Raw genomic sequence first — 26,047 nt, 5'->3', positions numbered from 1 at the left:
CTATTTATCCGCGGCAAAAGCGTTTGGAATGTTGTGGAAGCGGGTAAAAATAGTCAATAAACCAAGTTCCCGCTACATAAACTGAAGTATAAAATAAGTGTAGGCTTAACGCAAAGAATCTTTACCCGCGGCCGCTTGTGTTTACCGGCGGCAGTCACGGCTTCCGTAAGCACAAAAGACGCAAATGACAAGGTCGGTTTTGCTATCCCAAGGCATAGAGGAGGGAGTGCCGTGAATAAGAACGACGAGGTGGAGTACTGCAATTTGGAGCTCCGGTTTGACCGTATGCATATTCAGAATCTGATCAAGGATTTGATCCAGGAAGGCTATTCCTTGTACTGGAGCGAGAGCGATAATCTTTTTGTCATATCGGTACGTACCGGGCGAAAGCTTATCAAGCTCCGCTTTCAGCGGATCAGGGACGGCTACAAGCTGGTGGGCGATTACATGATTCGCGATGCCCGACTGGCGGAATGGATGGAGAAGCTGATTGGCGATATGCGCGGGCATGCCATCGTCAAGCGGTTCCGCGACCGTCAAATCATCATCGAGAACATCCTGTTCGGCGAGGTCATCCGCCTGGTGGAGATATCCGGCTATCAGCAGAGGGTGCTCTATCAGAAAGGCCCTATGCTGTCCGACCAGGAACTTACGAAAATGTTCTACTCGACACTGGGCGAAGAGCGAATCCGCGAGCGCAGAATCGAAGTCGACGAGGAGCTGGACCGGCTAAGCGCCGCTTTGGCCCGCAAGGACGAGCAGCAGGCGAAGCTTTCCAAGGAAAAACTCACATTTTTGATGAAGGAATTAACGAAATTGGAATGGTAGATACAGTTTGAATCAAGCATGATTTGGGCACCTCTGGTAAAGGGGTGTCTTCGATTTGCGAGGCAATTTCCCTTAGGGGTTCACTTCTGGTGAAAAAAACGTTAGAATGGTTACGTTGCGAGTCAAATTTCATCAAAGATGCATTTTGTCAATGAAATTGATCTCTTGATGCTTCACACAAAATTAAAAGTGTAAAAAGGGTGGAGGACCAGATGGCAAAACAACAAATCGGCGTCATAGGCCTGGCTGTAATGGGCAAAAATTTGGCTCTTAACATCGAGAGCAGAGGCTTTACCGTATCGGTATACAATCGTTCCCCCGAGAAGACGCATGATCTTCTCAAAGAAGCTGAAGGCAAGAATTTGACAGGCACTTTCTCCGTTGAGGAATTTGTGCAGTCGCTGGAAACTCCGCGCAAAATCCTGATCATGGTTCAGGCGGGCAAAGCGACGGATGCAACGATCGAGCAACTGATTCCGCATCTGGATCAAGGCGATATCATCATCGACGGTGGCAATGCTTACTTCCCGGATACGGTTCGCCGCAACAAGGAACTCGAAGAGAAGGGCTTCCGCTTTATCGGCACTGGCGTATCCGGCGGCGAAGAAGGCGCGCTCAAAGGACCTTCCATTATGCCTGGCGGTCAGGAAAGTGCATATCAATTGGTGGAGCCGATCCTCACAGCGATCTCGGCCAAAGTGGACGGAGAACCTTGCTGTACATATATCGGACCGGACGGAGCCGGCCATTACGTCAAAATGGTGCATAACGGCATTGAGTACGGCGATATGCAGCTTATCTGCGAAGCTTATCAGCTTCTTAAGGATGTAGTGGGACTGGATGAAAAAGAATTGCATGCCACATTCGCCGAGTGGAATAAAGGCGAACTGGACAGCTACCTGATCGAGATCACGAAGGACATCTTCGCTCAGTACGATCCGGAGACCGGCAAACCGATGGTCGACGTCATTCTTGACGCGGCGGGTCAAAAAGGCACCGGCAAATGGACAAGCCAAAGCTCGCTGGATCTCGGCGTGCCGCTGTCCATGATCACCGAATCCGTCTTCTCCCGCTTCCTGTCCGCGATGAAGGAAGAGCGTGTGGAAGCCAGCAAGGTCCTGAGCGGTCCGGCATCGGAGCCGTTCAGCGGTGACAAGGCTGAATTCATCGAGAATGTTCGCAGAGCACTGTTCGCGAGCAAGATCGTTTCGTACGCTCAAGGCTTCGCGCAGCTGCGCGTCGCTTCCGATGAATACGGCTGGAACCTGAAATACGGCAATCTCGCCAAAATCTGGCGCGGCGGCTGCATTATCCGTTCCCGCTTCCTGCAAAACATTACGGACGCCTACGAGAACAATCCGGAGCTCAAGAACCTGCTGCTGGATCCGTTCTTCAAGGACGTCATGACTTCTTATCAGGACGCATGGCGCAAAGTGGTTGCCGAAGCCGTTACACGCGGCATTCCGGTTCCTGGTTTTGCGAGCGCCCTGGCATACTACGACAGCTACCGCACGGAGCGTCTTCCGGCGAACCTGCTTCAGGCGCAGCGCGACTACTTCGGTGCGCATACCTTCAAGCGCGTGGACAAGGAAGGCATCTTCCACCACGATTGGATCGCCGAAGCGCAATCCGAATAAAGGCGAGTATACTTCGCCTCACAGCCCGGAAAGAGTCCGCCTTCTGGCGGTTCTTCCGGGCTTTTTTATGAGGTCATGGGATAATCGGATGGACGAAGCATTGTGCTGAGTTTTCACCCTGTGTTATGATATGTCTAAATTTACGATAAAGTCTCAAACTAGCGGGTGGTGATCGTTATGTCGGCAGACGACATGAAGCGGCAGAGCAGGCCAACGGACGCCAAAAATCTGATTCTGATCGGAATGATGGGAACGGGGAAGTCGACGGTAGGCGCCATTCTTGCCGAGGAACTGGGATTTGAACTGGTCGACCTTGATCAGGTGATCGTTCGTAAGGAAGGGCGAAGCATCGCCGAGATTTTTGAAAAGGATGGAGAAGGCTACTTCCGGACACTGGAGACGGAAAGCTTGCGGGAAACGCTTCAGACCGGAGGACAGGTTATTGCCACGGGCGGAGGCGTTGTGCTGGCCGAGGCGAACAGGGAGCTAATGCTGGAGAATGGAATCGTCGCGGCGCTCAGCGCAACGGCGGAGGAGATCATCTCGCGTGTAACCGGCGACAACAACCGGCCGCTGCTTGCCGGCAATGCGGAAGAGCGCGTCAGACGCATTCTGGAAGAACGTAAGGACGCCTACAGCTTCGCGCACTGCACGGTGGATACAAGCAGCCTGACAGCGGCACAAGTGTGTCAGGATATTTTAATGCACTACCGCGTTTTAGCTTTTAAGCATGTTGGTTAATGCTCCAGCAGTTCGTACCAGCCGATCATGCCGCCGCTGAAGTTCGCTACGCGGTCATAGCCCTGGGAGCTCAAATATTCGCATACCCGCTGGCTTCTGGAGCCGGAGCGGCATATGAAAACAACCTCCGCATCCTCGGGGATATCGGACATGCGGTACGGAATGTCGCCCATCGGAATATGCTGAGCGCCCGAAATCATTCCAAGGGCTACTTCATCGGCTTCTCTAACGTCGATCAGGACCAATTCTTCGCCGGATTCCAGGCGCTGATGCAATTCCTCGGCGGTAATTTGGGGAATACCATTCATGGATATGACCTCTTTCCTTGACAAGAATGGTTTAATGATATCATAAGGACGGATTACTCTGTCAAACGATGACTGTGACCGTATCCACCAATCAATATATTCAATATATAAGGAGAGCTAAGAAACATGGACGTTATTGTAAGGCCTACGCCGGTACTAAACGGAGAAATCGGAGCACTTTCCTCCAAAAATTATACAACGCGCTATCTGCTGGTCGCCGCGCTGTCCGAAGGAACCAGCACCATCTATCATCCGGCGCACAGCGAAGACAGCGACGCGATCCGCCGCTGTATCCGCGATCTGGGAGCCGAGCTTACGGAGGATGACGAGAAGATTGTCATCAAAGGCTTCGGCCGACGTCCCAAAGACGTTAAGGAGCTCAATGTCGGCAATGCCGGCGCCGTGCTGCGCTTCCTGATGGCGGTAGCTTCCCTGTGCCCGGAAGTGACCTTTGTGAATACATACCCCGACTCGCTGGGCAAGCGTCCCCATGACGATCTGATCGACGCGCTTGGCCAGCTTGGCGTCGAGGTCGAGCATAACGAAGGCCGCCTTCCGATCACTATCCGGGGCGGCAACCCGAAAGGGGGACGCATTACCGTCTCCGGAGCGGTCAGCTCCCAGTATTTGAGCGCGCTGCTGTTTCTGACGCCGCTGCTTGAGGAAGACAGCGAGATTATCGTTCTCAACGATCTGAAATCGAAGGTGGTCGTCGGACAGACGCTTGAGGTGCTGGAGCAGGCCGGTATCGTAGTTCACGCGGCCGACGATTATATGTCGTTCAAGGTGCCGGGCGGACAGTCTTATGAGGCTAAGTCGTATACCGTACAGGGGGATTACCCCGGCTCGGCAGCCGTACTGGCCGCCGCCGCCGTTACAAAGTCCGATGTGAAGATTCATCGCCTCGCCGAGAAGAGCCGGCAGGGGGAAAGAGCAATTATCGATGTTCTGCGTATGATGGAAGTGCCGCTTACCCACGAGAACGGAACGGTGCACGTACAGGGGAATGAACGCCTGAAGGCGGTCGAGTTCGACGGAGACGCGGCTACGGATGCCGTGCTGGCTATGGTTGCCGCCGCCGTGTTCGCGGAAGGGACCTCCAGATTTTATAATGTGGAGAATTTGCGCTATAAGGAATGCGACCGCATCACCGATTATTTGGCCGAGCTGAGCAAGGCCGGGGCGAAGGTCGAAGAACGGCGGGAAGAGATCATCGTTCACGGCAGACCGGAAGGCGTCGAAGGCGGCGTTACGATCAACGCGCACTTCGATCATCGCGTCATTATGGCCCTGACAGTCGTCGGACTTCGCGCGGCGAAGCCGCTGCTGATTAAGGATGCGCATCATGTAGCCAAATCGTATCCGCAGTACTTTGACCATTTGAAGGCGCTTGGCGCGGATGTGGAGTGGGTAAAATAAAAGCGGCAGAAGGAATTTCTTAACAAAGGGGCTGAAACATATGGCTTTTGAAAATCCGTCCAGGGAGCGGATCGGAGACATCCTGGCTTCCGCAGGCAACATTGCCGTCGTGGGTCTGTCCGACAAGAGTGACCGGACCTCCTATATGGTTGCTTACGCCATGCAGAACAAAGGCTACCGCATTATACCGGTCAATCCGATGGTCGATGGCGAAATCCTTGGGGAGAAGTGCTATCATTCGCTTGCCGAGATTCCTGAACCGGTCGACATTGTCAACGTGTTCCGCCGCAGCGAATTCTGTGCCGAGCTTGCCCGGGAGGCCGCAGCGATCGGCGCCAGAGTGCTGTGGCTGCAGCAGGGCGTTGTCAGTCAGGAAGCGGCCGAAATCGCCGCAGAGGCGGGAATGACGGCCATCATGGACCGCTGCATCAAGGTCGAAGAAGCGATTACGATGCAGGGGCGGACCCGAAAAACGTAGTAACGTCAGTGAAGAGAAAACGTCCTGACCGAGAGGGGGGACGTTTTTTTGTGCCTGCTTTTGCTCGTTCAATCGAATGATATGGAATTTTATGGTATAATACAAAAATGTGCCGACTTATTCTTTTGACAAAACGGGACACAGGCCGTACCATTCAATGTAGTATGAAAGGAGAGATCCATTTTGAACTGGCTCGGATCATTGCAGCAGCTGGGCAGAGCCATTATGCTTCCCACCATGGTGCTGCCGGCGGCGGCCATTCTGCTCAGCCTGGGAAGCCTGCCATGGTCCGCTTGGGGGCTGGCTTCGGTAGCCGAAGTGGCAACCTATGCGGGACAGGGAATTTTTTATTATATGCCTTATCTGTTTGCGGTCGGAGTCGCCTGGGGGCTGTCCAATCAAGCCGGGCCCGCGGGGCTTGCGGCGCTGGCGGGAATGTTCACCTATGACAGGATTGTGATGAAGCTGGGCGACGGCGCATTGCAACCCTCGACGCTGATCGGCATTCTGCTCGGAATTGTTGCCGGCATCGCCCATAACCGCTTTAAGAATATCAAGCTTCCCGAGGCGATCCAGTTTTTTGGGGGATCGCGTTTTGTACTGCTCTTTATGGGCTTGTTCTCCGCTCTGTTCGCGTGGGTGATGCTGGGCGTCTCCCCGATGATACAGCACGGTCTTGACGACCTTCTCCGCTTTGTCGACAGGACGGGAGGCTTCGGCTTGTTCCTGTACGGCGTATTATACAGAGTGCTCACGGCCTTTGGACTTCATCATATATTGAACAATGTGTTCTGGTTTCAACTGGGAACGTATACAACGCCGGACGGCGCAGCCGTTCAGGGCGATCTGCCGCGGTTTTTTGCCGGCGATCCGACGGCTGGCAGCTTCATGGCAGGGCTCTTTCCGATCATGATGTTTGCGCTCCCCGCCATTGCGTTCGCGATTATTCAGGAAGCGCGGGAAGATTTGAAGCCGCAAATCCGAAAGACGTTCATGCGCGCGGCGCTTGTCTGCTTCCTGACCGGCGTATCCGAGCAGATCGAATTCGCCTTTCTGTTCGCTTCGCCCTATCTGTTCGCCATTCATTCGGTTATGTCGGGACTTGCGATGTCTCTCACTTACGCGCTGGGCATCCATCACGGCTTTTCCTATTCGGCGGGGGCCATCGACTTTTTCTTGAATCTGCATCTGGCCCGGCGCGCCTGGCTGCTGATCCCGATCGGTATCGTTTACGGGCTGGTCTATTATCAATTATTCCGCTGGGCGATCCGCCGCTTTCAGATTCCGACTCCGGGCCGGGAGGAAGGCTCCGAGCTTGGCGACTGGGCGGGGAATATCCCTTACCAGGCTCCGCTTATCTTGCAGGCACTTGGCGGCAAAGAGAACATCGTGCAGGTCCAGGCCTGCATTACGCGGCTGAGGCTTACGGTGCATAACGACCGCAAGATCGACATCGGAGCGCTTAAAAGCCTTGGCTCTGCCGGCATCATCAAGCTCGGCGGGGGCAATGTGCAGGTCGTCTTCGGCACGTACTCCGAGCTGATCCGCGAGGAAATCGATAAGCTCATGCTCCGCGACCTGCCTCAGGTGCTGTTCAACGCCCCGATGCAGGGTAAAATGCTGCCGATCGAAGAGGTCCCCGATCATATTTTTGCCCAAAAACTGGTCGGAGACGGCGTCGCCTTCATTCCGGAAAAGGGAGAGCTCGTCTCTCCGGTATTCGGCAAAGTCATGCATATATATCCCACGATGCACGCGATCGGCATTGCGACGCCTGAAGGGCTTGAGGTGCTCATGCATATCGGCATCAACACCTCCCAGCTGAAAGGTCCGTTTCAGTCGGAGATCAAGGAAGGGGACAGCGTCGAACCCGGCCAGCTGCTGGTGAAATTCGATCTGGAGTACCTGAAAGAGCATGCCTCATCGCTTGCCACCCCGATGGTGATTACCAATCCGGAACGCGTCAAATCCTGGAGCTACGCTCCATTTAAAACTGTGAAAAAAGGGCAATCTTCGGTGATGTCCGTCGTATTGCACGAAAGCAATGTTGGAGGGGTAGAATCATGATACAAGGTATAGGCGCCTCAGCGGGTGTTGCCATCGGAAAGGCTTTCGTTCTGCCGAACTGGGAATGGAGCATGCCGGAGACGCAGGTGAATCCGGTCGATCTGGCCAAAGAGTTTGAGCGTTTATATGAAGGGATACGCACCTCCAAGGATGAGCTCGAATTTATCAAAAAAGAATTCAGGGAAGTCGTCGGCCCCGAGGAATCCAGCATTTTTGACGCTCATTTGGCGATTCTGGACGATCCGGTATTCATGAGCGAAATCCGCGGAATCATCGAGAGGCAATACAAGGCGGCGGAGGTGGCTGTCAAGGAGGCCATTGATCACTTTGTGGCCATGTTCGACCTCCTGGATGACGAATACATGAAGGAAAGGGCGGTCGACATCAAGGATGTCGGCAACCGGCTGCTGAAGCATCTGCTAGGGGCGCCCGAGGTCACTCTGCCTTCCGATACCCAGCCCTACATTCTGGTGGCCAAAGAGCTTTCCCCTTCCCAGCTAGCCCACCTGAATCCCGCTTACGTGCTTGGCATTGTGACCATGATGGGAGGCATGACGTCGCATTCTTCCATTATGTCCCGTGCGCTTGGCATCCCGCTGGTGGCGGGCCTGGAGAGCAAGCTCTCCAGCCCGATCCAGACCGGGGAGCTGCTGATTATCGACGGGGACAACGGTAATCTTTATGTAAATCCTGACCAAGCTACAACCGAACATTACAGCATTGTTCGCGACAGACAACGGGAGAAACGGCAACAGCTGGAGCTTCTGTCCTCGGTGGAGGCCCAGACCCGTGATGGAGTAAAGCTGCGGCTGGCAGGCAACATCAGCTCCGTGAAGGAGCTGGATCTGGCGTTGAAGTACGGCGCAGAGGGCGTCGGTCTGTTCCGGACAGAGTTTCTGTATATGGACCGTCAGAGTTTTCCGACCGAAGAGGAGCAATATGAGGTTTATAAGCTTGTGGCGGAGAAGGTAGGAGAGCATCCGGTTGTCATCCGTACGCTGGATATCGGGGGAGACAAGCATCTGGATTATTTTCAGCTTCCGGAGGAGCAGAACCCTTTCCTTGGCTACCGTGCGATCCGCATCAGCCTTGACCGGAAGGACATGTTCCAGACGCAGATGACGGCAATCCTTCGGGCGAGTGTCCACGGCAACATTAAAATGATGTTCCCCATGATCTCTTCGGTTGAGGAGGTAAGAGAGGCCAAAGCCGTGCTTGAGGAAGTGAAAAAGGACTTGGACCGGCGCGGCATTCCTTACAACCGCAATTTACAGATCGGAATCATGATCGAGGTGCCGGCCGCGGTGATGATCGCCGACTTCCTGGCGGAAGAGGTGGACTTTTTCAGCATCGGGACGAATGATCTGGTGCAGTACGCGCTGGCGGTTGACCGGATGAACGAGCAGATTGCCCATATGTACCATCCGTATCACCCTGCCGTGCTTCGGATGATCCGCATGACGGTGGAAGCGGCCAAAGCGGCGGGCATTGGCATCAGCGTCTGCGGGGAACTGGCCGGGGATGAGCGTTCGCTTCCCCTGTGGCTGGAGCTTGGCGTCAGCGACCTCAGCATGTCGCCCCAAGCGCTGCTGAAGGTCAAGCACCGGACATTGAACACAGCGGCCTCCGAGGCCCGGAGAATCGCCAAGCTCTGCTTCCGCAGCCGGGCTGCCGAGGAGAGCGAGCGGCAGCTCACACAGTTCCTCGACAAGGCAATCATTCAGCCTGTCGTTAAGGGCGACGCTTAACCAATCGACGGTTAACCATTCAAAATATAGAGAACTGGGGGTCCGGCATGCTTGCCGGACTTTTTAGCTTCATTCAACCAACCCGAGGTGTAAATAATCGTGATACCCTGCTACGCCATCAACGGGCAATCCATGCTTCTTTTCATAATTTTTTAGCGCTAATTCTGTTGTGCTGTTGAACTTGCCATTGCATTCACCATTGTAAAATCCAGCGCTCCGCAACCAGTATTGAATGATTTGAACGTCACCGCCGCTATCCCCCTTTGCCAAACTCCTGGGATTTTCGCTTAGTTTCCCAAGAACATGCCCTCCAAAGCTTATCCTGGTCCCCACTCGTACAAACTCATATAACTCCTCTACATCATGGTTGTGCATCCGTATGCATCCATGACTGGCATTATGGCCTATTGAATAGGGCCTGTTTGTACCATGAATACCGTAGGTTCCCCAGGGTACGTTAAGTCCAATCCACCGGGTGCCGAACCCTTTCCCCCAATTTTTGTATTTGTTAATAACGACATACTCGCCTACAGGTGACGGTGTTTCGGGTTTACCAAGAGCGATTGTATACTTTTTGATAAGTTGACTATTCGAGTACAGGTACAGCTGATGCTTCAGAGGATCGATATTAATCGATATTTTTTCCTGATTTTGAGGAGGCTCTGCCGTGGTGACTGGATTGGACAAGATGAACAAATGAAGAATCAGCAGCATCTTATGCATGAACATAGGCTATAAAATCCTCCATTTCGGCATAATCATTTGTCTGTTTATTGTTCAGTTCCGTTACAGCTTAAATCCATGGTTTTGCAGGCAATGTACCCTTGTCCTGTTTCTTATATTGTCAAATCACGCAAAATCTATCCCTGTACCTTACCAGTTCCCCAATTCGTATACGTTAATAAAAAAGCAGCCTTCGGCCCGCTTTACAAGCGAGGGCCAAAGACTGCATTCAGTTCTTTATTTCCCGGCCAGCGCGTCGCAGAAGGCTTTGCCGTACGGGGGGAGATCGGGAGGACGGCGGGCGGAGACAATATGGCCGTCGACCACGACCGGCTCGTCCTTCCAGATTGCTCCGGCGTTCTCCATATCGTCGCGGATGCCGGGTGTCGAGGTTACGGTGACGCCCTCCAGAATTTTGGCGGAGATCAGCACCCAGCCTGCATGGCAGATTTGACCGATCGGTTTCTTCGACTCGTTGAAGTCCCGAATCAGCTTGAGGACCGCCGGATAGCGGCGGATCTTGTCCGGCGCCCACCCGCCGGGAACCAGGATGCCGTCGTAATCGGCAGCGTCCAGCTCATCCCAGGAGTATTCCGCGGTTGCGGGAACGCCATATTTGCCTACGTAAGTCTTGTCTTTAACAAGGCCGGCCAGATGCACCTCTGCGCCTTCCTCTCTTACCCGGTAGACAGGATACCAAAGCTCCAAATCTTCAAATTCATCGTCTACAAGTGCAATTACTTTTTTTCCGTCCAGACGCATTTGACTTTAGCTCCCTTCTAAAGAACGTAATCCCGATTATTGTACCAAATTTAAATTTTCAAGTCATCCGCATAGTAGGATTTACTATCATAAATGGTAATTTAATCATTTTATGCAAACAGGAAGGTTTTTTACAGGAGAACGCGAATATAAATCTAATGCATCCATTCGTTTGGACCAGCGCTAAATGTCTGTCCTCAGGCAGCTGCGAATATCCTTATTAATAACCATTTGTTGAGGTGTGACCATGTACAATGAAGGCCAACTGCATCAAAGCTGCCGCTGCGGCGGAGAGATGATTATACATATGCATACACTGATTTATAAAGGCAAAGTGAAAATAACCAATGTCCCTGTCTTTATGTGCCAGTCCTGCTTCCAGTATAAGCCGCATCCGGCGGTGAAGAACGATTTAAGCCGGCTGATTCAAGAGCTGGGCGGGAATCCCAAGAGAAGCCGCTTCTCTTTTACCGAACACAATGAATGGGCTTCCGTAGTGAATGACACCTTTAACGATAACGGGGGAAGAGTGGAAGTTCTGGAACAGGCGGTTCAGCAGGCGTTGAGCGAGAGGATCGATCTGCTGCTGGATTTATTCCGGATTGCGTCCGAAGCAGCGGATAAGAAGTGGATGGAGGAGCTTGAGGACAGGCTGCTGAGACTGGTCCCGCATACCGTATCCCGAATTGTATAATCCCTTATGCAAAACAATGAAAATTTTTCAGAAACATTGGATTTTTTCGTCGATTTTTGATACCATAAAGAAAGAGGTTACATTTCTGTTTTAGCAGGTAATCTGATTAAAGCGGTAGCCTCATAACCTGTTCAATGATATTGCGTGAAAGTCCGGAAAATCGGCCGGTAAACGATGATCACCAAGGTCCTGTTTATGGCGTGTGCAATGAAGAGAAGAATAGGTATCCGGAACCAGACAATCATGGCGCTTTTTGTTAATAATAACAAGAAACCGTGAAACAAGTCCCTGTTTCGGCATCTTTGCTTTCGAACTGAAAAGATTTCTGAAAGGAAATTGAAGCGTTATCATTGCACAAAAGTACAAATTATCGTATCATGATTTTAATTAGGTCGAACGATAAAATTTATGGCAATGGAGAGAGTAATTTGACGGTAACCATTTACGATGTAGCGCGTGAAGCAGGCGTATCTATGGCAACGGTATCACGGGTTGTCAACAACAATCCCAATGTGAAACCGCAAACCCGCAAGAAGGTGTATGAAGCGATTGAACGTTTGGGGTACCGCCCCAACGCCGTGGCAAGAGGTCTTGCCAGCAAGAAAACGACAACTGTCGGCGTTGTCATTCCTGATATATCCAATTCGATTTTTGCGGAAATTGCCCGCGGAATCGAAGATATTGCCAATATGTATCACTATAATATTATTTTGTGTAATGCCGACAAGCGTAAGGAGAAGGAAATCCGCGTTATCAACACCCTGCTCGAGAAGCAGGTGGATGGACTCCTCTTTATGGGCGGCACCGTAACGGATGAGCATATTCTCGCTTTCCAGACTTCGGCCGTTCCAATCGTGCTGTGCGCGACAAGCGATGAGAAGGGAACCTATCCTTCGGTTGATATCGATCATGAAGCGGCCGCATTCGATGCGGTCAATACGCTGATTCGCCATGGCCACCGGGAAATCGCGATGATCAGCGGCACGCTGCATGACCCGGCCAATGGTTTTTCACGCTTCCAGGGCTACAAGAAGGCGCTTGAAGCCGCCGGTATCGAATACCAGGAAGATCTTGTGCGCATCGGAAATTACCGCTATGAATCCGGCGTTGAGGCGATGAAGTATTTCCTGGGGCTGAAGAAGAAGCCGACGGCGATCTTTGCCGCAACGGACGAAATGGCGATTGGCGCCATTCACAGCATTCAGGACGAAGGGCTGAAAGTGCCAGACGATTTCTCGATCATTAGCGTAGATAACATCCGCATGGCTTCCATGGTGCGTCCGCTGCTAACGACGGTGGCTCAGCCGATGTACGACCTCGGCGCCGTGGCCATGAGACTTTTGACCAAGCTGATGAAGAAGGAGACCGTAGAGAATCCGCGCGTCATTTTGCCGCATGAGACTATTCTGCGACTGTCCGTCAGCCACGTAAACGAATAGTATGGACATCCCCTTGCAGGGGGGAGGCCGGGCGGTTTATACCCGGATAAGTAGAATAGACCAAAAGTAAAAAGCTCCGTCATGGGGCTTTTTATGCTATATAAGATGAACTTCAAAAATGTAATCAGTGTAAGGAGTAACGAAGGGGAAGTTTGGAACTGTAGGAGCGATAGCGATCGCCTTTGTCTCCGGATTTCAACCGCGAAGATTGGTTTAAATCAAGAAATCTGGAGATGGGCAGCGGCCGGAAGTCCAAACGTTCCTCGTAGTTGCGACTGGTATCTGATGGGAAAATCTTAAGTTCAGCTTTTATTTTATCATCTTTTTATTTTAAGGGAGGCCAGTTGATGGAAACGGTTATCGGGATCATGGGAGCTATGGATGAAGAAATCAAATTGCTATTGGAGAATATGGAGCACAGCGAAGCTGTTGCAAAGGCGGGGATTACATACTATAAAGGTACTATCGGCGGGAAATCCGTTGTGGTCTCCAAATCGGGAGTTGGAAAAGTTAATGCCGCGGTCACCACGCAGATTATGATCGATGCGTTCGGCGCTGCCAAGATACTCTTTACTGGCGTGGCCGGAGCGTTGCATCCGGACCTTGAAGTTGGAGATATTGTCATCTCGTCTGAGTGCTTGCAGCATGATATGGATGTAACGGCGCTTGGCTTCCCTCGCGGGGTGATTCCCTACCAGGAGACCTCGGAGTTTCCGGCCGATCCGGAGCTTGTGCTGCTTGCCGAGAAGGTCTGCCGGGAGCTGGATGTCCGCTATGTGACAGGGAGAGTTCTTTCGGGGGACCAGTTTATTGCCAGCCACGAAACGGTCACGATGCTGCGGGAGCAGCTGGGAGGCGCCTGCGCGGAAATGGAAGGAGCGGCGCTGGCTCAGGTATGTTATATGAACGGTATCCCGTTCGTTGTGATCCGCGCCATGTCCGACAAGGCCGACGGCTCAGCCAATGTCAGCTTCTCAGAATTTACAGTGACCGCGTCCCGAAAGTCCCATGAAATCTTGAGCTGCATACTGGACATGCTGCCTTAATACATAACCCGCTGCCCTCCCGTACGCTGATGAACAGCTCATGGGAGGGCAGCGGTATTTTCGAACCCGATAGGAGTCATAGCAGCATAGGCGATTGCCGACTCTTTTTGGTATGAACAAAGGATGGATTGTAAGCGCTTGCTATGCTATACTTGAATTCGACATAAAAAGTTCATAATTATAGCTTGACTTCAATTGTGCTTGAAGTGATTTAAGCTTATACCATTCATGCGAGAGGGGGCAAAGGTAATGGGGCAGGTTCATCATCATGTTTTGCCGGGACGGGCGCGGAATCCGAATTTGGCTGATTACGATCAGGCCGTCACCCATTTTAAGTGGGAGGATGTGGAGCGCAACTTTACTTGGTATGACACGGGTAAGGTCAATATGGCTTATGAAGCGGTCGACCGCCATGTCCGTGAGGGAAGGGGAGAAAAGACGGCGCTGCTGTACAGTGATTCTACACGGGACGAATCCTATACGTTTGCCGATTTGCAGGAGAAGTCGAACCGTTTCGGTAATGTCCTCCGCAAATACCGGATCGGCAAGGGGGACCGGGTATTTCTGTTTATGCCCAGGCAGCCTGAGCTGTATTTCAGTCTTCTCGGCATCCTGAAGGTCGGTGCGGTTGCGGGACCCTTGTTCGAAGCGTTTATGGAAACTGCGGTCAAGGATCGGCTTGAGGACAGCGGCGCTGTCGCGTTGGTCACTACCCCGGAATTATTGCACCGGGTAAAGCGTGAGGAGCTTCCGGAGCTGCGTTATATTTTTCTTGTGGGCGGGGGCTCGGACCCTGAAAATTATGTGCTTGACTATGAAACGGAATGCGCTTCCGCGTCTGAGGAGCTTGAGCCGGAGTGGCTCGGCCTCGAGGATGGACTGATTATGCACTACACTTCAGGTTCGACCGGAAAGCCCAAAGGCGTCTACCATGTGCAGCGCGCGATGATCCAGCATTACTATAGCGGCAAAGTCGTGCTTGATCTGCTTGATGATGATATTTACTGGTGCACCGCCGACCCCGGTTGGGTCACTGGAACCTCTTACGGAATTTTTGCCCCTTGGTTGTGCGGTGTGACGAATGTCGTGCGCGGCGGCCGATTCAGTCCACGGGATTGGTACCAAACGATTGAACGCAATAAAGTAACGGTATGGTACAGCGCTCCTACGGCATTCCGCATGCTGATGAGTGCGGGAACAGAAAGCCTTAAAGGAGTCGATTTAAGCAGTCTGCGCCATATTCTCTCAGTCGGTGAGCCGCTTAATCCCGAGGTTATCCGTTGGGGTGACAAAGTGTACAGCCAGCGCATTCATGATACATGGTGGATGACGGAGACAGGCGGACAGCTCATCTGCAACTTTCCCGGAATGGATATCAAACCGGGGTCGATGGGACGGCCGCTTCCGGGCATTAAGGCTACGATTCTGGACGACAAAGGGAATAAGCTCCCTCCGTATACGATGGGCAATCTGGCTATCCAAACACCTTGGCCGTCCATGATGGACCGGATTTGGAATAATTCCGCCAAATATGAGGAGTATTTTCGCATACCCGGCTGGTATATTTCCGGGGACTCTGCCTATATGGACGATGAAGGCTATTTCTGGTTCCAGGGACGGGTTGACGATGTCATTAACTCCGCAGGAGAGCGGATTGGGCCGTTTGAGGTGGAGAGCAAGCTGATCGAGCATCCTGCGGTTGCGGAAGCCGGTGTTATTGGCAAACCCGATACCCTGCGGGGAGAAATTGTAAAGGCCTTTATATCACTCCGGCAAGGATATATCCCATCACCTGAGCTGAAGGCGGAAATTGCTTCATTTGTGAGATCAGGGTTATCCGCCCACGCCGCGCCGAGGGAAATCGAATTCAAAGATAAGCTTCCGAAGACCCGGTCCGGCAAAATCATGCGCCGCGTGCTCAAAGCGTGGGAGCTTCAACTGCCGGCCGGCGATCTCTCGACGATAGAGGATTAGAGGAGTAAATGAGCCATAAAAAAGACGGTTGACCGCTTAGCCCGTAAGGGCGGCAGTCAACCGTCTACTCGTTATATGGTCCTCCAGGATAATGAAATGGCGGTTATTTAGTTAGCGGCGTTACTTCCGCCGCTACCCGGATTGTTGCCGTCGGCCGGCGGTGTGACCTGCCCGCCGTCTGGACCCGGCTGGGTGGGGTTCGCTCCGGGGTCGCTGATCCCTCCAGGAAAGAGCCCCGGATCAGGAAGTCCCTGATCCCCCGGGGTTGCCCCCGTATCCGGCGGGGAAAGTACGTCTCCCGGGCTTGGCGACGGCTCAGGCGTCGGCATGTCTCCGCCGACACTTCCCGAAGGCGTTTCTTTCCCTGCCACATCCACGGCCGTCACATAAAACACGGCAAAGTCGCTTGCAGGGGTACCCGTTGTGAAAGATGTGCCGTCACCGGCAAGGAGCACAGACACTTTTTGGAACGGTCCGCCATTCACGGAAGAATATAACCGGTAACCCACGACATCGGACGAAGCACTCGGCGCAAAGCGGATGACGGCCTTGCCGGTGTCGTAAGAGACTTCTACATTCCCGGGCGCTGCAGGAGCGGCGCCGTCGTCAACTCTTGGGTCGACTTCTGTCGGCACGTCCGACTTCGCATCCTCCGGCAGATAGTACTCCAGCGGTTCATGCTCATTCATAGATTTGAAGGCCGCTTCCAGTTCCTTGATCAATTCTTCGATCGGCTTCTCTCTGGAAACAACGATCTTTTCCTTCAGAAAATCATCAGGCGTTCCATCCCGCGGAATATAATTTACCCCTTGGTAGGTAATGTATTTCGCTCTTGAAATTCCGTCGTCGCTGTCCTTCGGCGTATATTTTGCATTGAAAATATCGGTCGTGAACTTGTCCGTAAGTGAGGTCGGCAGTTTGCCGCTGTACGCCGATACGGTCTCTTTGACGATGCCTTCAGGTTTGGTGAAGCTCTTCGTCTTGAACAGTTCCGGCTTCTTGTCGATCACGGCGTTCATGACCTTGGCCCACAAGGTCTGCGCCTGTTTCCGCTGGGTTTTACCCTCGAGCGTATTGATCTGCTCCTTGTATCCGACCCACATGCCGAGCGTGATATCCGGGGTATATCCCATGAACCAGACATCTGCATAATTTTGAGTCGAGCCGGTCTTGCCGACGATCGGAATATTTTTGAAATGCTTGTACTTGCTCTTGACGGTGCTTCCGGTGCCGTCGGTAACGACGGTGCGGAGCATGTCTGTCATCAGATAAGCGCTCTGCTCCGAAAATACACGCTCCGGATGAGGCTTGTGCTGATAAATGATGTTACCCTTCGAATCAACGATCTTTTCAATCATGTAGGCGTCGTTAAATTGGCCTTTATTGCCGATAGAGGAATACGCATTGGTCAGATCTTCAACGGATACTCCATACTTCAGTCCGCCGAGAACGCCGGTCTGCGCGCTGTAATCCCCGTCTTGAATGGTTGTGATTCCCAGCTTCTTGGCAAAAGCCCAAGCGTTCTTGATGCCTACCTTCTCGTCGAACAGCTTCAGCGCCGGGAGGTTCAGCGAGTTGTTCAGCGCATACCTCGCCGTTACCAGCCCTTGATAGCGGTTGTTGGCGTTCTTTGGAATGTGGAAGCCTTTCTGGCCATCCTTCAGAATGATAGGCGCATCGTCCAAAATGCTGGCCGGCTGGATCAGCCCCGACTCTAAAGCGGGCAGATAGGCGGCTATCGGCTTCATTGTCGATCCGGGCTGTCTAATCATCTGGGTGGCGTAGTTCATGCTCTCGACATTAAAATCACGCCCTTCGATCATTCCCAGAATCGCGCCAGTCTTGTTCTCAATCAACATGCCTGCGGTCTGTTCAAGCCCTTTGCTTTTGCTCTCTTTGGTAAAATTGCTGCTGTCATCGGAGATGCTGTGCATCGCGCTGTATACTTTTTTGTCAATTGTCGTGTATACGCGGTAGCCTCCCGTCAGCAGCTGCTGGCGGGCCTCTTCAAGCTGTGAACCGCCCTTTGCGGTCTCCTGATTGTTGTTCTCAAGCGACAGCAGGATCGCGGCTGCCTGACGCTCCGTCTCCATCATAAGATAAGGAAAAGTGACGTAAGCCTTCTTGGTGTGCGGAGCAAGGGCTTTCTTAATGTCAAATGCGAGGGCTTCCTGATACTGGGAAGATGAGATTTTGTTCTCCTCCAGCATGCGCCGAAGGACCAGGTGCTGGCGGTCGAGCGCGCGTTTAAAAGCAGCCTCGTTAAATTCCCCATACCCGTTGAACGCCGAATAGGCGGAAGGAAGCTGGGGGAGGCCGGCCAGGTAGGCCGCTTGGGCGACATTCAGCTTGTTCAAATTATCGATGCCGAATATCCCTTTCGCCGCCGCTTTGATACCGTAGACGTTATAGCCATTGGAACCGTTGCCGAACGGCACCTTGTTCAGGTATGCCGTCAATATTTCCTCTTTGCTTAAAAAACGCTCCAGCCGAAGCGACAGCAATATTTCCTTGACCTTGCGGTCGTCCGTTTTATCCAGATTAAGAAATACTCGTCTGGCGAGCTGCTGGGTCAAGGTGCTGCCGCCGGTTTGCACAGATTCGTTCAGCAGCTTCTGCTTGACTGCGCGCATGGTGCCGCTGATATCCACGCCATGATGCTCGTAAAAATGGTTGTCCTCGATCGCCAGAACAGCGTCAATGACCAACTGGGGAATATCCTTGTAGGCGACCAGCCTGCGGTCTTCCTCCGTCCGGAGCTGGCCGATCGGCATGCCGTCGCGGAAGTAGGCGAACCCCGTCACGACGTTCTCTCCGACCTTTTCCTGAATCATTTTCTCGGAGCGGACCGGATCGTCTTTTACAATGGAAGCGATAAAGCCTCCAACTGCGCCGCCGGCGATCAAGACGCCCATTACGCCCAGAATAAACATCCATTTCACGACGGAACCGATCCTGCGCAGCCAAGATCTTCGCGGGCGAATGTCCGTCGCTGTTTTTTTTATATTTTCCTGAGACATCGACATCCTCCTTTTAACGGAATTATTATAGCACAAATTGGCGATTTTGAATGCGCTTGTAGGAAGAGGGCGGTTTTTGCAGATATTTGACTTTTCAAAAGATCCTGTGATATAAATAAATTCAACTGGATATTTCTAAAGGCTGAGAAGGACAGAAGTAAGAAGGGAAGCCCGGATTTTCAGAGAGTCGGTGGGTGGTGCAAACCGATAGCGGATCCTTTTTGAATTACAGTCCGGAGCCGTCCGGGGGAACGGAATGGACCTGAAGGCCCAAGTCCCAGTAGTCCGGCACCGGGTACGTCAAGCGCCCGTTATTTCAATCAAGCGAAGGCTTGCAATCGTCACGCTGCAATCAATGACGGTTAGAGCTTTAACTAGGGTGGTACCGCGAGTCTCTTTCTCGTCCCTTGGGATGAAGAGGAGGCTTTTTTTGTGCGTTCTTATTTAGAAGTATCAACATCAAAAGGGGTTGCTATTATGAAATGGGAAGAATTAAAGCCGGAACAGCAGCGTGAGGTTGAGCGCCAACTGGAGATTATCGCGCGCGGTGTTGTGGAAATTGTGCCGGAAGAGGAATTGAAGCGCAAAATCATCAAATCGGTTGTCAGCGGCGTGCCGCTCAATGTGAAGCTGGGTCTGGACCCGTCCGCGCCGGATATCCATGTGGGCCATACGGTCGTCATGCATAAGCTGCGTCAATTTCAGGAGCTGGGCCATCAGGTGCAGCTGATTATCGGCGATTTCACGGGACGGATCGGCGATCCGACGGGCAAATCGGAAACGCGCAAGCAGCTTACCGAGGAGGATGTGAAGCGGAACGCGGAAACGTACAAGAAGCAGCTTCACAAAATTCTCGATCCTGAGAAGACTAAAGTGTACTACAACTCGGAATGGCTCGGACCGATGACCTTTGCGGATGTTGTGGGCTTGTCGGCCAAAGTGACGGTTGCGCGCATGCTGGAACGCGACGATTTCACTAAGCGCTATCAGAGCGGACAGCCGATCAGCATTCACGAGTTCTTCTACCCGCTGATGCAGGGAATGGATTCCGTGGCGCTGAAGAGCGACGTGGAGCTCGGAGGAACGGACCAGAAGTTCAATCTGCTGATGGGGCGGACGCTGCAAAAAGAATACGGCGTCGACACTCAGGCCGCGATCATGACCCCGCTGCTTGAAGGCCTGGACGGCGTGCAGAAGATGAGCAAAAGTCTTGGCAACTACATCGGCATCGACGAAGAGCCGAATGAAATCTACGGCAAGGCGATGTCCGTACCGGATGAGCTGATGCTGAAATACTACTCGCTGGCAACCGACATTGGCAACGAGGAGCTGAAGGAGCTGGAGGAAGGCCTGAAAGCGGGGACGGTCCATCCACGCGACGCTAAAATGCGGCTGGCGCACACCTTTGTCAGAATGTACCACGGCACCGAAGCGGCGGATGCCGCGCAGCAGCATTTCGTGACCGTGTTCCAGCAGCGTGCGCTGCCGGACGATATCGAGACGGCGGTTGTGCCGGCAAATGAGCTTAGCGACGGGTCGATCCGATTGACCAAGCTGCTTACGGTGATCGGCCTGGCCGCTTCGGGCGGAGAGGCCAAGCGGAGCGTTCAGCAGGGGGCGGTCAAACTGAACGAAGAGAAGTTGACCGACCCGAATGCAGAGATCGTGCCGCAGGACGGGGATATCATCCAGGTCGGCAAGCGCAAATTTGCCAAGCTGGTGTTGGAGTAGAGCTAAGGCTGAATACAAGCGCAGCTGGTGAGCTGCATTCAAAGAGGGAGAACGGACTTTGGCGTCCGGTTCTCCTTCTTTTTTACATGCCTAGGAATACGCATGAAACACAAAAAAGCCCCCGGAATATCCGGAGGCTCTTTCGCTGCAATATATGCGTATCCAGCAAATATTAGCGGTTGTAGAATTCGACGATTTGCTTCTCGTCTATGTCTTGGGAAAGCTCGGCGCGCTCAGGCAGACGGATGAACTTGCCTTCAAGAGCAGCGTCGGAGAATTCCAGGTAAGCCGGCAGGTGAGTACGGTTAGCCAGAGCTTCCTTAACGGAGGTCAAGCCGCGGCTTCTTTCGCGAAGACCGATCGCGTCGCCTGTGCTTACGAGGTAAGAAGCGATGTCAACCTTCTTGCCGTTAACCGTTACGTGGCCATGGGATACCAATTGACGCGCGCCAGCGCGGGAGTTGGCGAAGCCAAGACGGTACACGAGGTTGTCCAGACGGCTTTCAAGCAGGAACATGAAGTTTTCGCCCGCGATCCCTTGCAAGCTGTGCGCTTTGTGGAACAAAGTGCGGAATTGCTTTTCGCCCAAACCGTACATGTGGCGCAGTTTTTGCTTCTCCAGAAGCTGTTGACCGTAGTTGCTTACTTTTCTGCGTTGGTTAGCGCCATGCTGTCCCGGAGGGAAAGGGCGTTTCAGGTCTTTGCCAGTGCCGCTCAGGGAAATGCCCAGACGGCGGCTGAGTTTAAATTTAGGTCCGGTGTAACGTGCCATGTTATAGTAGACTCCTTTTTAATTGTAATTTCATCAGGGCTCTATTTGCGCCGTATTTCGAAATGCGGCATACCGATTCGGAGCCGCGCCGCAGGGAAAGTTCAGCCGCTGCCCGCTGCAGTCGAAAGACGTGAGGGTGACACAACGTTACGCCCAATTGAAGACTTGTTACAGTCTTGTTCAACAATAAATTTTATATGAAAATAGGGTTTCAAGTCAAGTGTGCCTTACGAAGTTTATGAGTTTTTTCATATTTAGGGCTTTGGGCCTAAAAAAAGTCCCGGAATTACCGAAAATCAGATGCAAGACAGACGGGAAAAGAGTAAAATAGTGTTAATTAAGGCAGTAGCGGATTACTATTCGGGATGCAAAGGGGATCCTTCATTATGTCAGAGCAGAAAGCTTATGGTTATAAGGAAAGCCATGCGCTGATGCGAAACGCCCAGATGCCGGAATGGAACTCCGAAGATCCAACCGGGTGGCTCAGGAAAATGGACGTCAATCGACATGATTTTCCTTACACCGCAGGCTTGATTGTGGACAGTTTTCATGAATGGTACAAAAGGGGCTCCACCATGTCTTTTGCGGAATCGTGGAAATGGTGCGTGTTCGATTATGCGGGCAAATGGCTGGCGGGCAGCAGCGGTGTCAGTGAACCGGACAACTCTTTGTGGGAGCAGGTTGCTACTTTAAGCCTAAGCACGACCAAAGAGTGTACGCTTCAGATTGAGGAGAATGGAGACGAAACGGCTTTTTTTGTAATGCCGATGACTACGCGCTCCAAGGGGGAAATATTTGCCCTCTTCGGCTGCGCAATGCCGGCTGAGCATTTTGCAAGTGGCGGACGCAATACCGCCGAAGGAATGGCCCGGCACTACGTCACCTGCTTCTACAGGCAGTTTGAACATATGTTTGTAGCTGATCTTGCAAATGTACATAATCATGCCAAACGCGAAAGCAGCCGCCGTACCCTGCTGTTCCAGATCGTGCAGCGGATGCATGACAACATCGATGTCGATGCCGTGCTGACGGAAGTGATAGCGAGCATAATGACGATGTATCCGGACGTCAGACTGACGCTATACATGTCCCAGGATCACCTAAGCTCGCATCCGCAGGTGAAGCCTCTTCCGCTTGATCTGGATGAAGAGGACGTCCGGTTAAAGGCATTCAAAGACGGCAGCATGGCGTTGCGGCCATATACTGAGGATGACAGGAAAGTGGAGATCGGTCTGCCCCTTGGCGGTAAACAGGGCGTATACGGCGTGTTTCACTTGGTGATGCTTAGTCCCGCCTGGCCGGAAGTGGATCTGCCTTTTCTGTCCATGGTGGCGGGAACCGCGGGAACCGCCTTTGAGAACGCCAAGCTGTACGAACGTTCGAATCAGCTCATCCGCGAGCTGCAGATGACCAATGAACTGACACGGCGGCTCAATCAGAACCTCGGGCTGAGCGAGACGTTTGAGGCGGCTTTTGAAGAATTGATGAAAATGTTCGAAACCGATTACTGCTGCATTCTGCATTATAACGAGGAGAGGGGCGGGCTTGAAGCGGTCGCCTGCAACCATCCCGGTCTGATCAATGAATTGATAGAAGTCGACAGAGGAATTGGCGGAAAGGTGTACGCCTCCGGCGAAACGGTCATCATCCCCGAATACCCGGATCAGTCGGGAACGAAGTCCCAATTGATGGATTTGACTGAATCGCAGTCGCTTATCGCCACTCCGCTCAGTGTAGGCGGTGAGGTGCGGGGAGCGATTATGCTGTCCCACAGGGAGCCGCATTATTTCACCTATGATAATTTCCGTCTGCTCCAGGCGATGGCCGGACATATCGGCCTTGCCGTGGGCAATGCGCTGCTGCATGCGGAGGTCCACCGGCTGGCGAACAGGGATACGTTAACCGGACTTTACGCCAGGCATTTTCTCGACCAGACCATCAAGGAGAAGCAGAACGGCGATTTCTGCGGCACCCTTGTCGTCGTCGACATAGACCATTTCAAATCGGTGAACGATACATACGGCCATCAGAAGGGCGACCTTATCCTGAAGCAGGTGAGTGATATCCTTCGGTTGTCGATCCGTCAGGGGGATTTGGCCGCAAGGTGGGGCGGCGAAGAGCTAGCGGTCTATCTGCCGCAGCTCGGTGCCGAGCAGGCCTATTCCGTAGCGGAACGGATCCGTCAGCGGGTTCAGAAGGAGACGAACCCGAGCGTTACCATATCCTGCGGCATTGCGGAGTGGAACTGGACGGAGCAGGACCAGGCGAGCCTGGACTCTCTGTTCTACAGAGCGGACATGGCCTTGTACGAGGCCAAGAACAACGGCCGCAACAAAATTATGATAGACCACAGTTCGGGAGAGATCGAAAGCATGAATTGAAAGAGATAGCACCCTTGGAGACGCGAACCCCCTCGTTTTCAAGGGCTTTTTTTGCATAAGCCCCATCGACAGGGAAACGATATAGTTACTAAGTGATGGAAAGAGGGAATGGGGCCTATGATGATTTCGCAAGCCAAAAGGGCGGCGGTGCTGCTGGCGATTCTCTGCGGATTAACCGGCGGCTGCAGCGTGATGGACGGGAAACCGGCCGGGGAGATGCTGAATCTGGCGTTGGCCGGGTTGACGGGAACTGACGGCGTGACATTCGAGGGGCAGGCGGCGCTTCTGGTAGATGGCAGGCAGCTGCCTGAAGGTTCGGTATATTACGGTGGGGAGATGAACCATCACAGCACCCTGCGTTTGTACACCCTTTTGCCGGACTCTGCGAATTCACGGGGCGTACTTACGGAGCAGTCGGCCAGAGCGAATCTTTACAGCAGGCTGGAGAAAAGAAACGGAGCATGGCAGGTGCTTCCAGAGAGCGATGAACGGTCCGTCAACCCTCTCCCGGGTCTGAACCCCATCCGTCAGCTTGAAGAGCTCAAGAGCATGAGCAAAATGGTGACGAATGAAGATGGAGCGGGACGGGGAATGCGCCTGCTGAGAATAGAGCTTTCCCCGCAGCAGGCCCAGGACCAGCTGGCTGCCGAGCTGAAGGCGGAGATGGAAGCGATTCGCGCGGCATATTCCCGTTTGCCGGATTTGAGTGCAGGGATGGGAGCAGATACCTCCAAGCTGGAAACGCTTTGGTTAAAAGAGAACGGAGAACTGGAGCGCAGACTGAAAAATGCTGCGGTGGAGACCGTTTACCATGTCAAGGTGGATGCGAGGCGTAATTTGCCCAAAAGCATGTCCAGACAACGGACAATCACTTACATGACAACAAAGGGACAGACTCGCCGGGAGACGTATGTATCACGGGTGGACTTCTATGGCTACCGCTAAAAGAAGGGCGTCCAAGGCGGTCCACTTGCGCTTCCACTTGGTCGTGCTACAATAAGGAAGCATGCTGAATTTTGGAAAGAACAAGAAATAAAAAGCTAGGCGAAGGAAGGAAGAACAGAGATGAAAGATCCCCGAATTCAAAAATTAGCCGAAAATCTGGTAGGCTACTCCGTAAATGTACAACCGGGAGAGAATGTGCTGGTCGAAATGGTCGGCAGCGAACGCGATCTGGTAAAAGCAATTGTAGAGGAAATCGGCAAGGCCGGCGGCCGTGCTTTTGTGCAGCTAATTGACCGTTCCGTGCTGCGCAGCATGCTGATGACCGCGACGGAGGAAAGCCTTCGTACTTGGGCTGAGATCGATTTGAACCGCATGAAGCAAATGCAAGGGTATATCGGCATTCGTGCCGGCGAGAATGTCAACGACTTGTCGGACGTGCCCGAAGAGAAAATGCGTCTCTACAATTCACTGTATTCCCATCCGGTACATAGCGAACAGCGGGTAAAACATACGAAATGGGTGGTTCTTCGGTATCCGAACTCCAGCATGGCACAGCTCGCCAATACGAGCACGGAAGCTTTTGAGGATTTTTACTTCAACGTCTGCAACCTTGATTACGCCAATATGGATAAAGCGCAGGACCCGCTCGCGGAACTTATGAGCAATACGGACAAGGTGCGGATCACGGGGCCGGGAACGGACATTTCCTTCTCCATCAAAGGCATCGGCGCCCAGAAATGCTCAGGTCATAGAAACATTCCAGACGGCGAAGTGTACAGCGCGCCTGTGCGTGATTCGGTCAACGGTACGATCAGCTATAACACGCCAACGGTATATAATGGCATTACGTTTGAGAACATCAAGCTTACTTTTGAACAAGGCAAAATTGTTGAAGCGACCAGCAACGATACCGTCCGCCTGAACGATATCTTGGATTCGGACGAAGGGGCGCGCTATATCGGCGAATTCGCCATCGGCTTTAACCCGTATATTTTACATCCGATGAAGGATATTCTGTTCGATGAAAAAATCGCCGGCAGCCTGCATTTTACACCGGGTCAGGCGTACGAGGTGACCGACAACGGCAACCGTTCCTCCATCCATTGGGACCTTGTGCTGATCCAGCGGCCGGAGTACGGCGGCGGGGAAATTTATTTTGACGACAGACTCATTCGCAAAGATGGCCTGTTCGTCATACCGGAGCTTGAAGCTCTCAACCCGGAGCATTTGAAATAGAAGATAAATATTAGATAAATCCTTGCGCCGGTAAGCGGATTCAATGTATCATGGAAATGATTATACAGCATATAAATTTCTAAAATCAGTTGCGGAGG

General features: G+C 52.7%; 20 protein-coding genes and 1 other annotated feature. Of the genes, 15 read left to right on the top strand and 5 right to left on the bottom strand.

Annotated elements, in window-relative coordinates:
- Positions 1–231: 231 nt before the first annotated feature.
- The 3 genes from G5B47_RS13190 to G5B47_RS13180 all read left to right on the top strand — a co-directional run bounded on the left by G5B47_RS13190 (position 232) and on the right by G5B47_RS13180 (position 3,206).
- On the top strand, positions 232–828 hold the full coding sequence (locus G5B47_RS13190; RefSeq protein WP_025334634.1) for a hypothetical protein: 597 nt from the start codon (positions 232–234) through the stop codon (positions 826–828).
- 212 nt (positions 829–1,040) lie between these two features.
- On the top strand, positions 1,041–2,465 hold the full coding sequence (gene gndA / locus G5B47_RS13185; protein WP_165098712.1) for an NADP-dependent phosphogluconate dehydrogenase: 1,425 nt from the start codon (positions 1,041–1,043) through the stop codon (positions 2,463–2,465).
- A gap of 177 nt (positions 2,466–2,642) precedes the next feature.
- Positions 2,643–3,206, top strand: coding sequence for a shikimate kinase (locus G5B47_RS13180; protein ID WP_235949732.1), 564 nt, complete (start codon positions 2,643–2,645; stop codon positions 3,204–3,206).
- Here G5B47_RS13180 and G5B47_RS13175 read toward each other — a convergent pair.
- Positions 3,203–3,514 (bottom strand): rhodanese-like domain-containing protein, encoded by a 312-nt coding sequence (locus G5B47_RS13175; protein WP_025334636.1) that lies wholly within the window; start codon positions 3,512–3,514, stop codon positions 3,203–3,205. The two genes, G5B47_RS13180 and G5B47_RS13175, sit on opposite strands and share 4 nt — an antisense overlap.
- A gap of 126 nt (positions 3,515–3,640) precedes the next feature.
- On the opposite strand from G5B47_RS13175, the gene aroA reads away from it, so the two are divergent.
- From aroA to ptsP, 4 genes are all read left to right on the top strand, one after another.
- Positions 3,641–4,933 (top strand): 3-phosphoshikimate 1-carboxyvinyltransferase, encoded by a 1,293-nt coding sequence (aroA, locus tag G5B47_RS13170; RefSeq protein WP_165098709.1) that lies wholly within the window; start codon positions 3,641–3,643, stop codon positions 4,931–4,933.
- A gap of 40 nt (positions 4,934–4,973) precedes the next feature.
- Entirely contained in the window at positions 4,974–5,411 is a 438-nt protein-coding gene (locus tag G5B47_RS13165; protein WP_165098707.1) for a CoA-binding protein, read from the top strand.
- Positions 5,412–5,594: 183 nt separating this feature from the next.
- Entirely contained in the window at positions 5,595–7,478 is a 1,884-nt protein-coding gene (locus tag G5B47_RS13160; RefSeq protein ID WP_165098705.1) for a glucose PTS transporter subunit IIA, read from the top strand.
- Positions 7,475–9,226 carry a phosphoenolpyruvate--protein phosphotransferase gene (ptsP, locus tag G5B47_RS13155; RefSeq protein ID WP_165098702.1) on the top strand — a complete coding sequence of 584 codons (1,752 nt, stop codon included), beginning with the start codon at positions 7,475–7,477 and terminating at the stop codon, positions 9,224–9,226. Before G5B47_RS13160 ends, ptsP begins: the two co-directional genes overlap by 4 nt.
- Before the next feature lie 69 nt (positions 9,227–9,295).
- Here ptsP and G5B47_RS13150 read toward each other — a convergent pair whose 3' ends face one another.
- Positions 9,296–9,955, bottom strand: a complete 660-nt coding sequence (locus tag G5B47_RS13150; protein WP_165098699.1) for a L,D-transpeptidase family protein — start codon at positions 9,953–9,955, stop codon at positions 9,296–9,298.
- A gap of 231 nt (positions 9,956–10,186) precedes the next feature.
- Positions 10,187–10,711 carry a type 1 glutamine amidotransferase domain-containing protein gene (locus tag G5B47_RS13145; RefSeq protein ID WP_165098697.1) on the bottom strand — a complete coding sequence of 175 codons (525 nt, stop codon included), beginning with the start codon at positions 10,709–10,711 and terminating at the stop codon, positions 10,187–10,189.
- Between the two features lie 247 nt (positions 10,712–10,958).
- Between G5B47_RS13145 and G5B47_RS13140 the strand changes: the two genes are divergently transcribed.
- The 4 genes from G5B47_RS13140 (at position 10,959) to acsA (ending at position 15,864) form a co-directional block, all read left to right on the top strand.
- Entirely contained in the window at positions 10,959–11,405 is a 447-nt protein-coding gene (locus G5B47_RS13140; RefSeq protein WP_165098694.1) for a hypothetical protein, read from the top strand.
- 428 nt (positions 11,406–11,833) lie between these two features.
- A complete protein-coding gene (ccpA, locus tag G5B47_RS13135; protein WP_025334644.1) occupies positions 11,834–12,844 on the top strand; it encodes a catabolite control protein A in 1,011 nt (336 codons plus the stop codon).
- Between the two features lie 347 nt (positions 12,845–13,191).
- Positions 13,192–13,890 carry a 5'-methylthioadenosine/adenosylhomocysteine nucleosidase gene (locus G5B47_RS13130; RefSeq protein ID WP_165098692.1) on the top strand — a complete coding sequence of 233 codons (699 nt, stop codon included), beginning with the start codon at positions 13,192–13,194 and terminating at the stop codon, positions 13,888–13,890.
- 249 nt (positions 13,891–14,139) lie between these two features.
- Positions 14,140–15,864: an acetate--CoA ligase gene (acsA, locus tag G5B47_RS13125; protein WP_165098690.1), complete on the top strand. Its 1,725-nt coding sequence runs from the start codon at positions 14,140–14,142 to the stop codon at positions 15,862–15,864.
- Between the two features lie 107 nt (positions 15,865–15,971).
- Here acsA and G5B47_RS13120 read toward each other — a convergent pair whose 3' ends face one another.
- Complete coding sequence (locus G5B47_RS13120) at positions 15,972–18,884, bottom strand: transglycosylase domain-containing protein (RefSeq protein ID WP_165098688.1); 2,913 nt, start codon at positions 18,882–18,884, stop codon at positions 15,972–15,974.
- 135 nt (positions 18,885–19,019) lie between these two features.
- Positions 19,020–19,295: a binding site (T-box leader), on the top strand.
- Between the two features lie 66 nt (positions 19,296–19,361).
- On the opposite strand from G5B47_RS13120, the gene tyrS reads away from it, so the two are divergent.
- Positions 19,362–20,615 (top strand): tyrosine--tRNA ligase, encoded by a 1,254-nt coding sequence (gene tyrS / locus G5B47_RS13115; protein WP_165098686.1) that lies wholly within the window; start codon positions 19,362–19,364, stop codon positions 20,613–20,615.
- Positions 20,616–20,787: 172 nt separating this feature from the next.
- Here the strand turns inward: tyrS and rpsD are convergent, their stop codons facing one another.
- Positions 20,788–21,387, bottom strand: a complete 600-nt coding sequence (gene rpsD, locus G5B47_RS13110; RefSeq protein ID WP_165098684.1) for a 30S ribosomal protein S4 — start codon at positions 21,385–21,387, stop codon at positions 20,788–20,790.
- A gap of 386 nt (positions 21,388–21,773) precedes the next feature.
- On the opposite strand from rpsD, the gene G5B47_RS13105 reads away from it, so the two are divergent.
- The 3 genes from G5B47_RS13105 (at position 21,774) to G5B47_RS13095 (ending at position 25,949) form a co-directional block, all read left to right on the top strand.
- A complete protein-coding gene (locus G5B47_RS13105; protein WP_165098682.1) occupies positions 21,774–23,768 on the top strand; it encodes a sensor domain-containing diguanylate cyclase in 1,995 nt (664 codons plus the stop codon).
- Positions 23,769–23,885: 117 nt separating this feature from the next.
- Entirely contained in the window at positions 23,886–24,713 is an 828-nt protein-coding gene (locus G5B47_RS13100) for a hypothetical protein (protein ID WP_165098680.1), read from the top strand.
- Between the two features lie 120 nt (positions 24,714–24,833).
- Positions 24,834–25,949: an aminopeptidase gene (locus tag G5B47_RS13095; RefSeq protein WP_165098678.1), complete on the top strand. Its 1,116-nt coding sequence runs from the start codon at positions 24,834–24,836 to the stop codon at positions 25,947–25,949.
- Positions 25,950–26,047: the final 98 nt, after the last annotated feature.

This window comes from Paenibacillus apii, from assembly GCF_011043685.1.
GTDB lineage: Bacteria > Bacillota > Bacilli > Paenibacillales > Paenibacillaceae > Paenibacillus_AQ > Paenibacillus_AQ sabinae.
The sequence above is the reverse complement of the archived record's forward strand: the minus strand, read 5'-3'. Positions and strand labels throughout refer to the sequence as shown.

Excerpts from the sequence above, each read along its gene's own strand:
- G5B47_RS13105 (WP_165098682.1), top strand. The coding sequence starts at position 21,774 with ATGTCAGAGCAGAAAGCTTATGGTTATAAGGAAAGCCATGCGCTGATG.
- rpsD (WP_165098684.1), bottom strand. The coding sequence starts at position 21,387 with ATGGCACGTTACACCGGACCTAAATTTAAACTCAGCCGCCGTCTGGGC.
- G5B47_RS13150 (WP_165098699.1), bottom strand. The coding sequence starts at position 9,955 with ATGTTCATGCATAAGATGCTGCTGATTCTTCATTTGTTCATCTTGTCC.
- G5B47_RS13120 (WP_165098688.1), bottom strand. The coding sequence starts at position 18,884 with ATGTCTCAGGAAAATATAAAAAAAACAGCGACGGACATTCGCCCGCGA.
- G5B47_RS13100 (WP_165098680.1), top strand. The coding sequence starts at position 23,886 with ATGATGATTTCGCAAGCCAAAAGGGCGGCGGTGCTGCTGGCGATTCTC.
- G5B47_RS13165 (WP_165098707.1), top strand. The coding sequence starts at position 4,974 with ATGGCTTTTGAAAATCCGTCCAGGGAGCGGATCGGAGACATCCTGGCT.
- aroA (WP_165098709.1), top strand. The coding sequence starts at position 3,641 with ATGGACGTTATTGTAAGGCCTACGCCGGTACTAAACGGAGAAATCGGA.
- G5B47_RS13145 (WP_165098697.1), bottom strand. The coding sequence starts at position 10,711 with ATGCGTCTGGACGGAAAAAAAGTAATTGCACTTGTAGACGATGAATTT.
- G5B47_RS13175 (WP_025334636.1), bottom strand. The coding sequence starts at position 3,514 with ATGAATGGTATTCCCCAAATTACCGCCGAGGAATTGCATCAGCGCCTG.
- G5B47_RS13095 (WP_165098678.1), top strand. The coding sequence starts at position 24,834 with ATGAAAGATCCCCGAATTCAAAAATTAGCCGAAAATCTGGTAGGCTAC.
- gndA (WP_165098712.1), top strand. The coding sequence starts at position 1,041 with ATGGCAAAACAACAAATCGGCGTCATAGGCCTGGCTGTAATGGGCAAA.
- acsA (WP_165098690.1), top strand. The coding sequence starts at position 14,140 with ATGGGGCAGGTTCATCATCATGTTTTGCCGGGACGGGCGCGGAATCCG.
- G5B47_RS13140 (WP_165098694.1), top strand. The coding sequence starts at position 10,959 with ATGTACAATGAAGGCCAACTGCATCAAAGCTGCCGCTGCGGCGGAGAG.
- tyrS (WP_165098686.1), top strand. The coding sequence starts at position 19,362 with ATGAAATGGGAAGAATTAAAGCCGGAACAGCAGCGTGAGGTTGAGCGC.
- G5B47_RS13130 (WP_165098692.1), top strand. The coding sequence starts at position 13,192 with ATGGAAACGGTTATCGGGATCATGGGAGCTATGGATGAAGAAATCAAA.
- ptsP (WP_165098702.1), top strand. The coding sequence starts at position 7,475 with ATGATACAAGGTATAGGCGCCTCAGCGGGTGTTGCCATCGGAAAGGCT.
- G5B47_RS13180 (WP_235949732.1), top strand. The coding sequence starts at position 2,643 with ATGTCGGCAGACGACATGAAGCGGCAGAGCAGGCCAACGGACGCCAAA.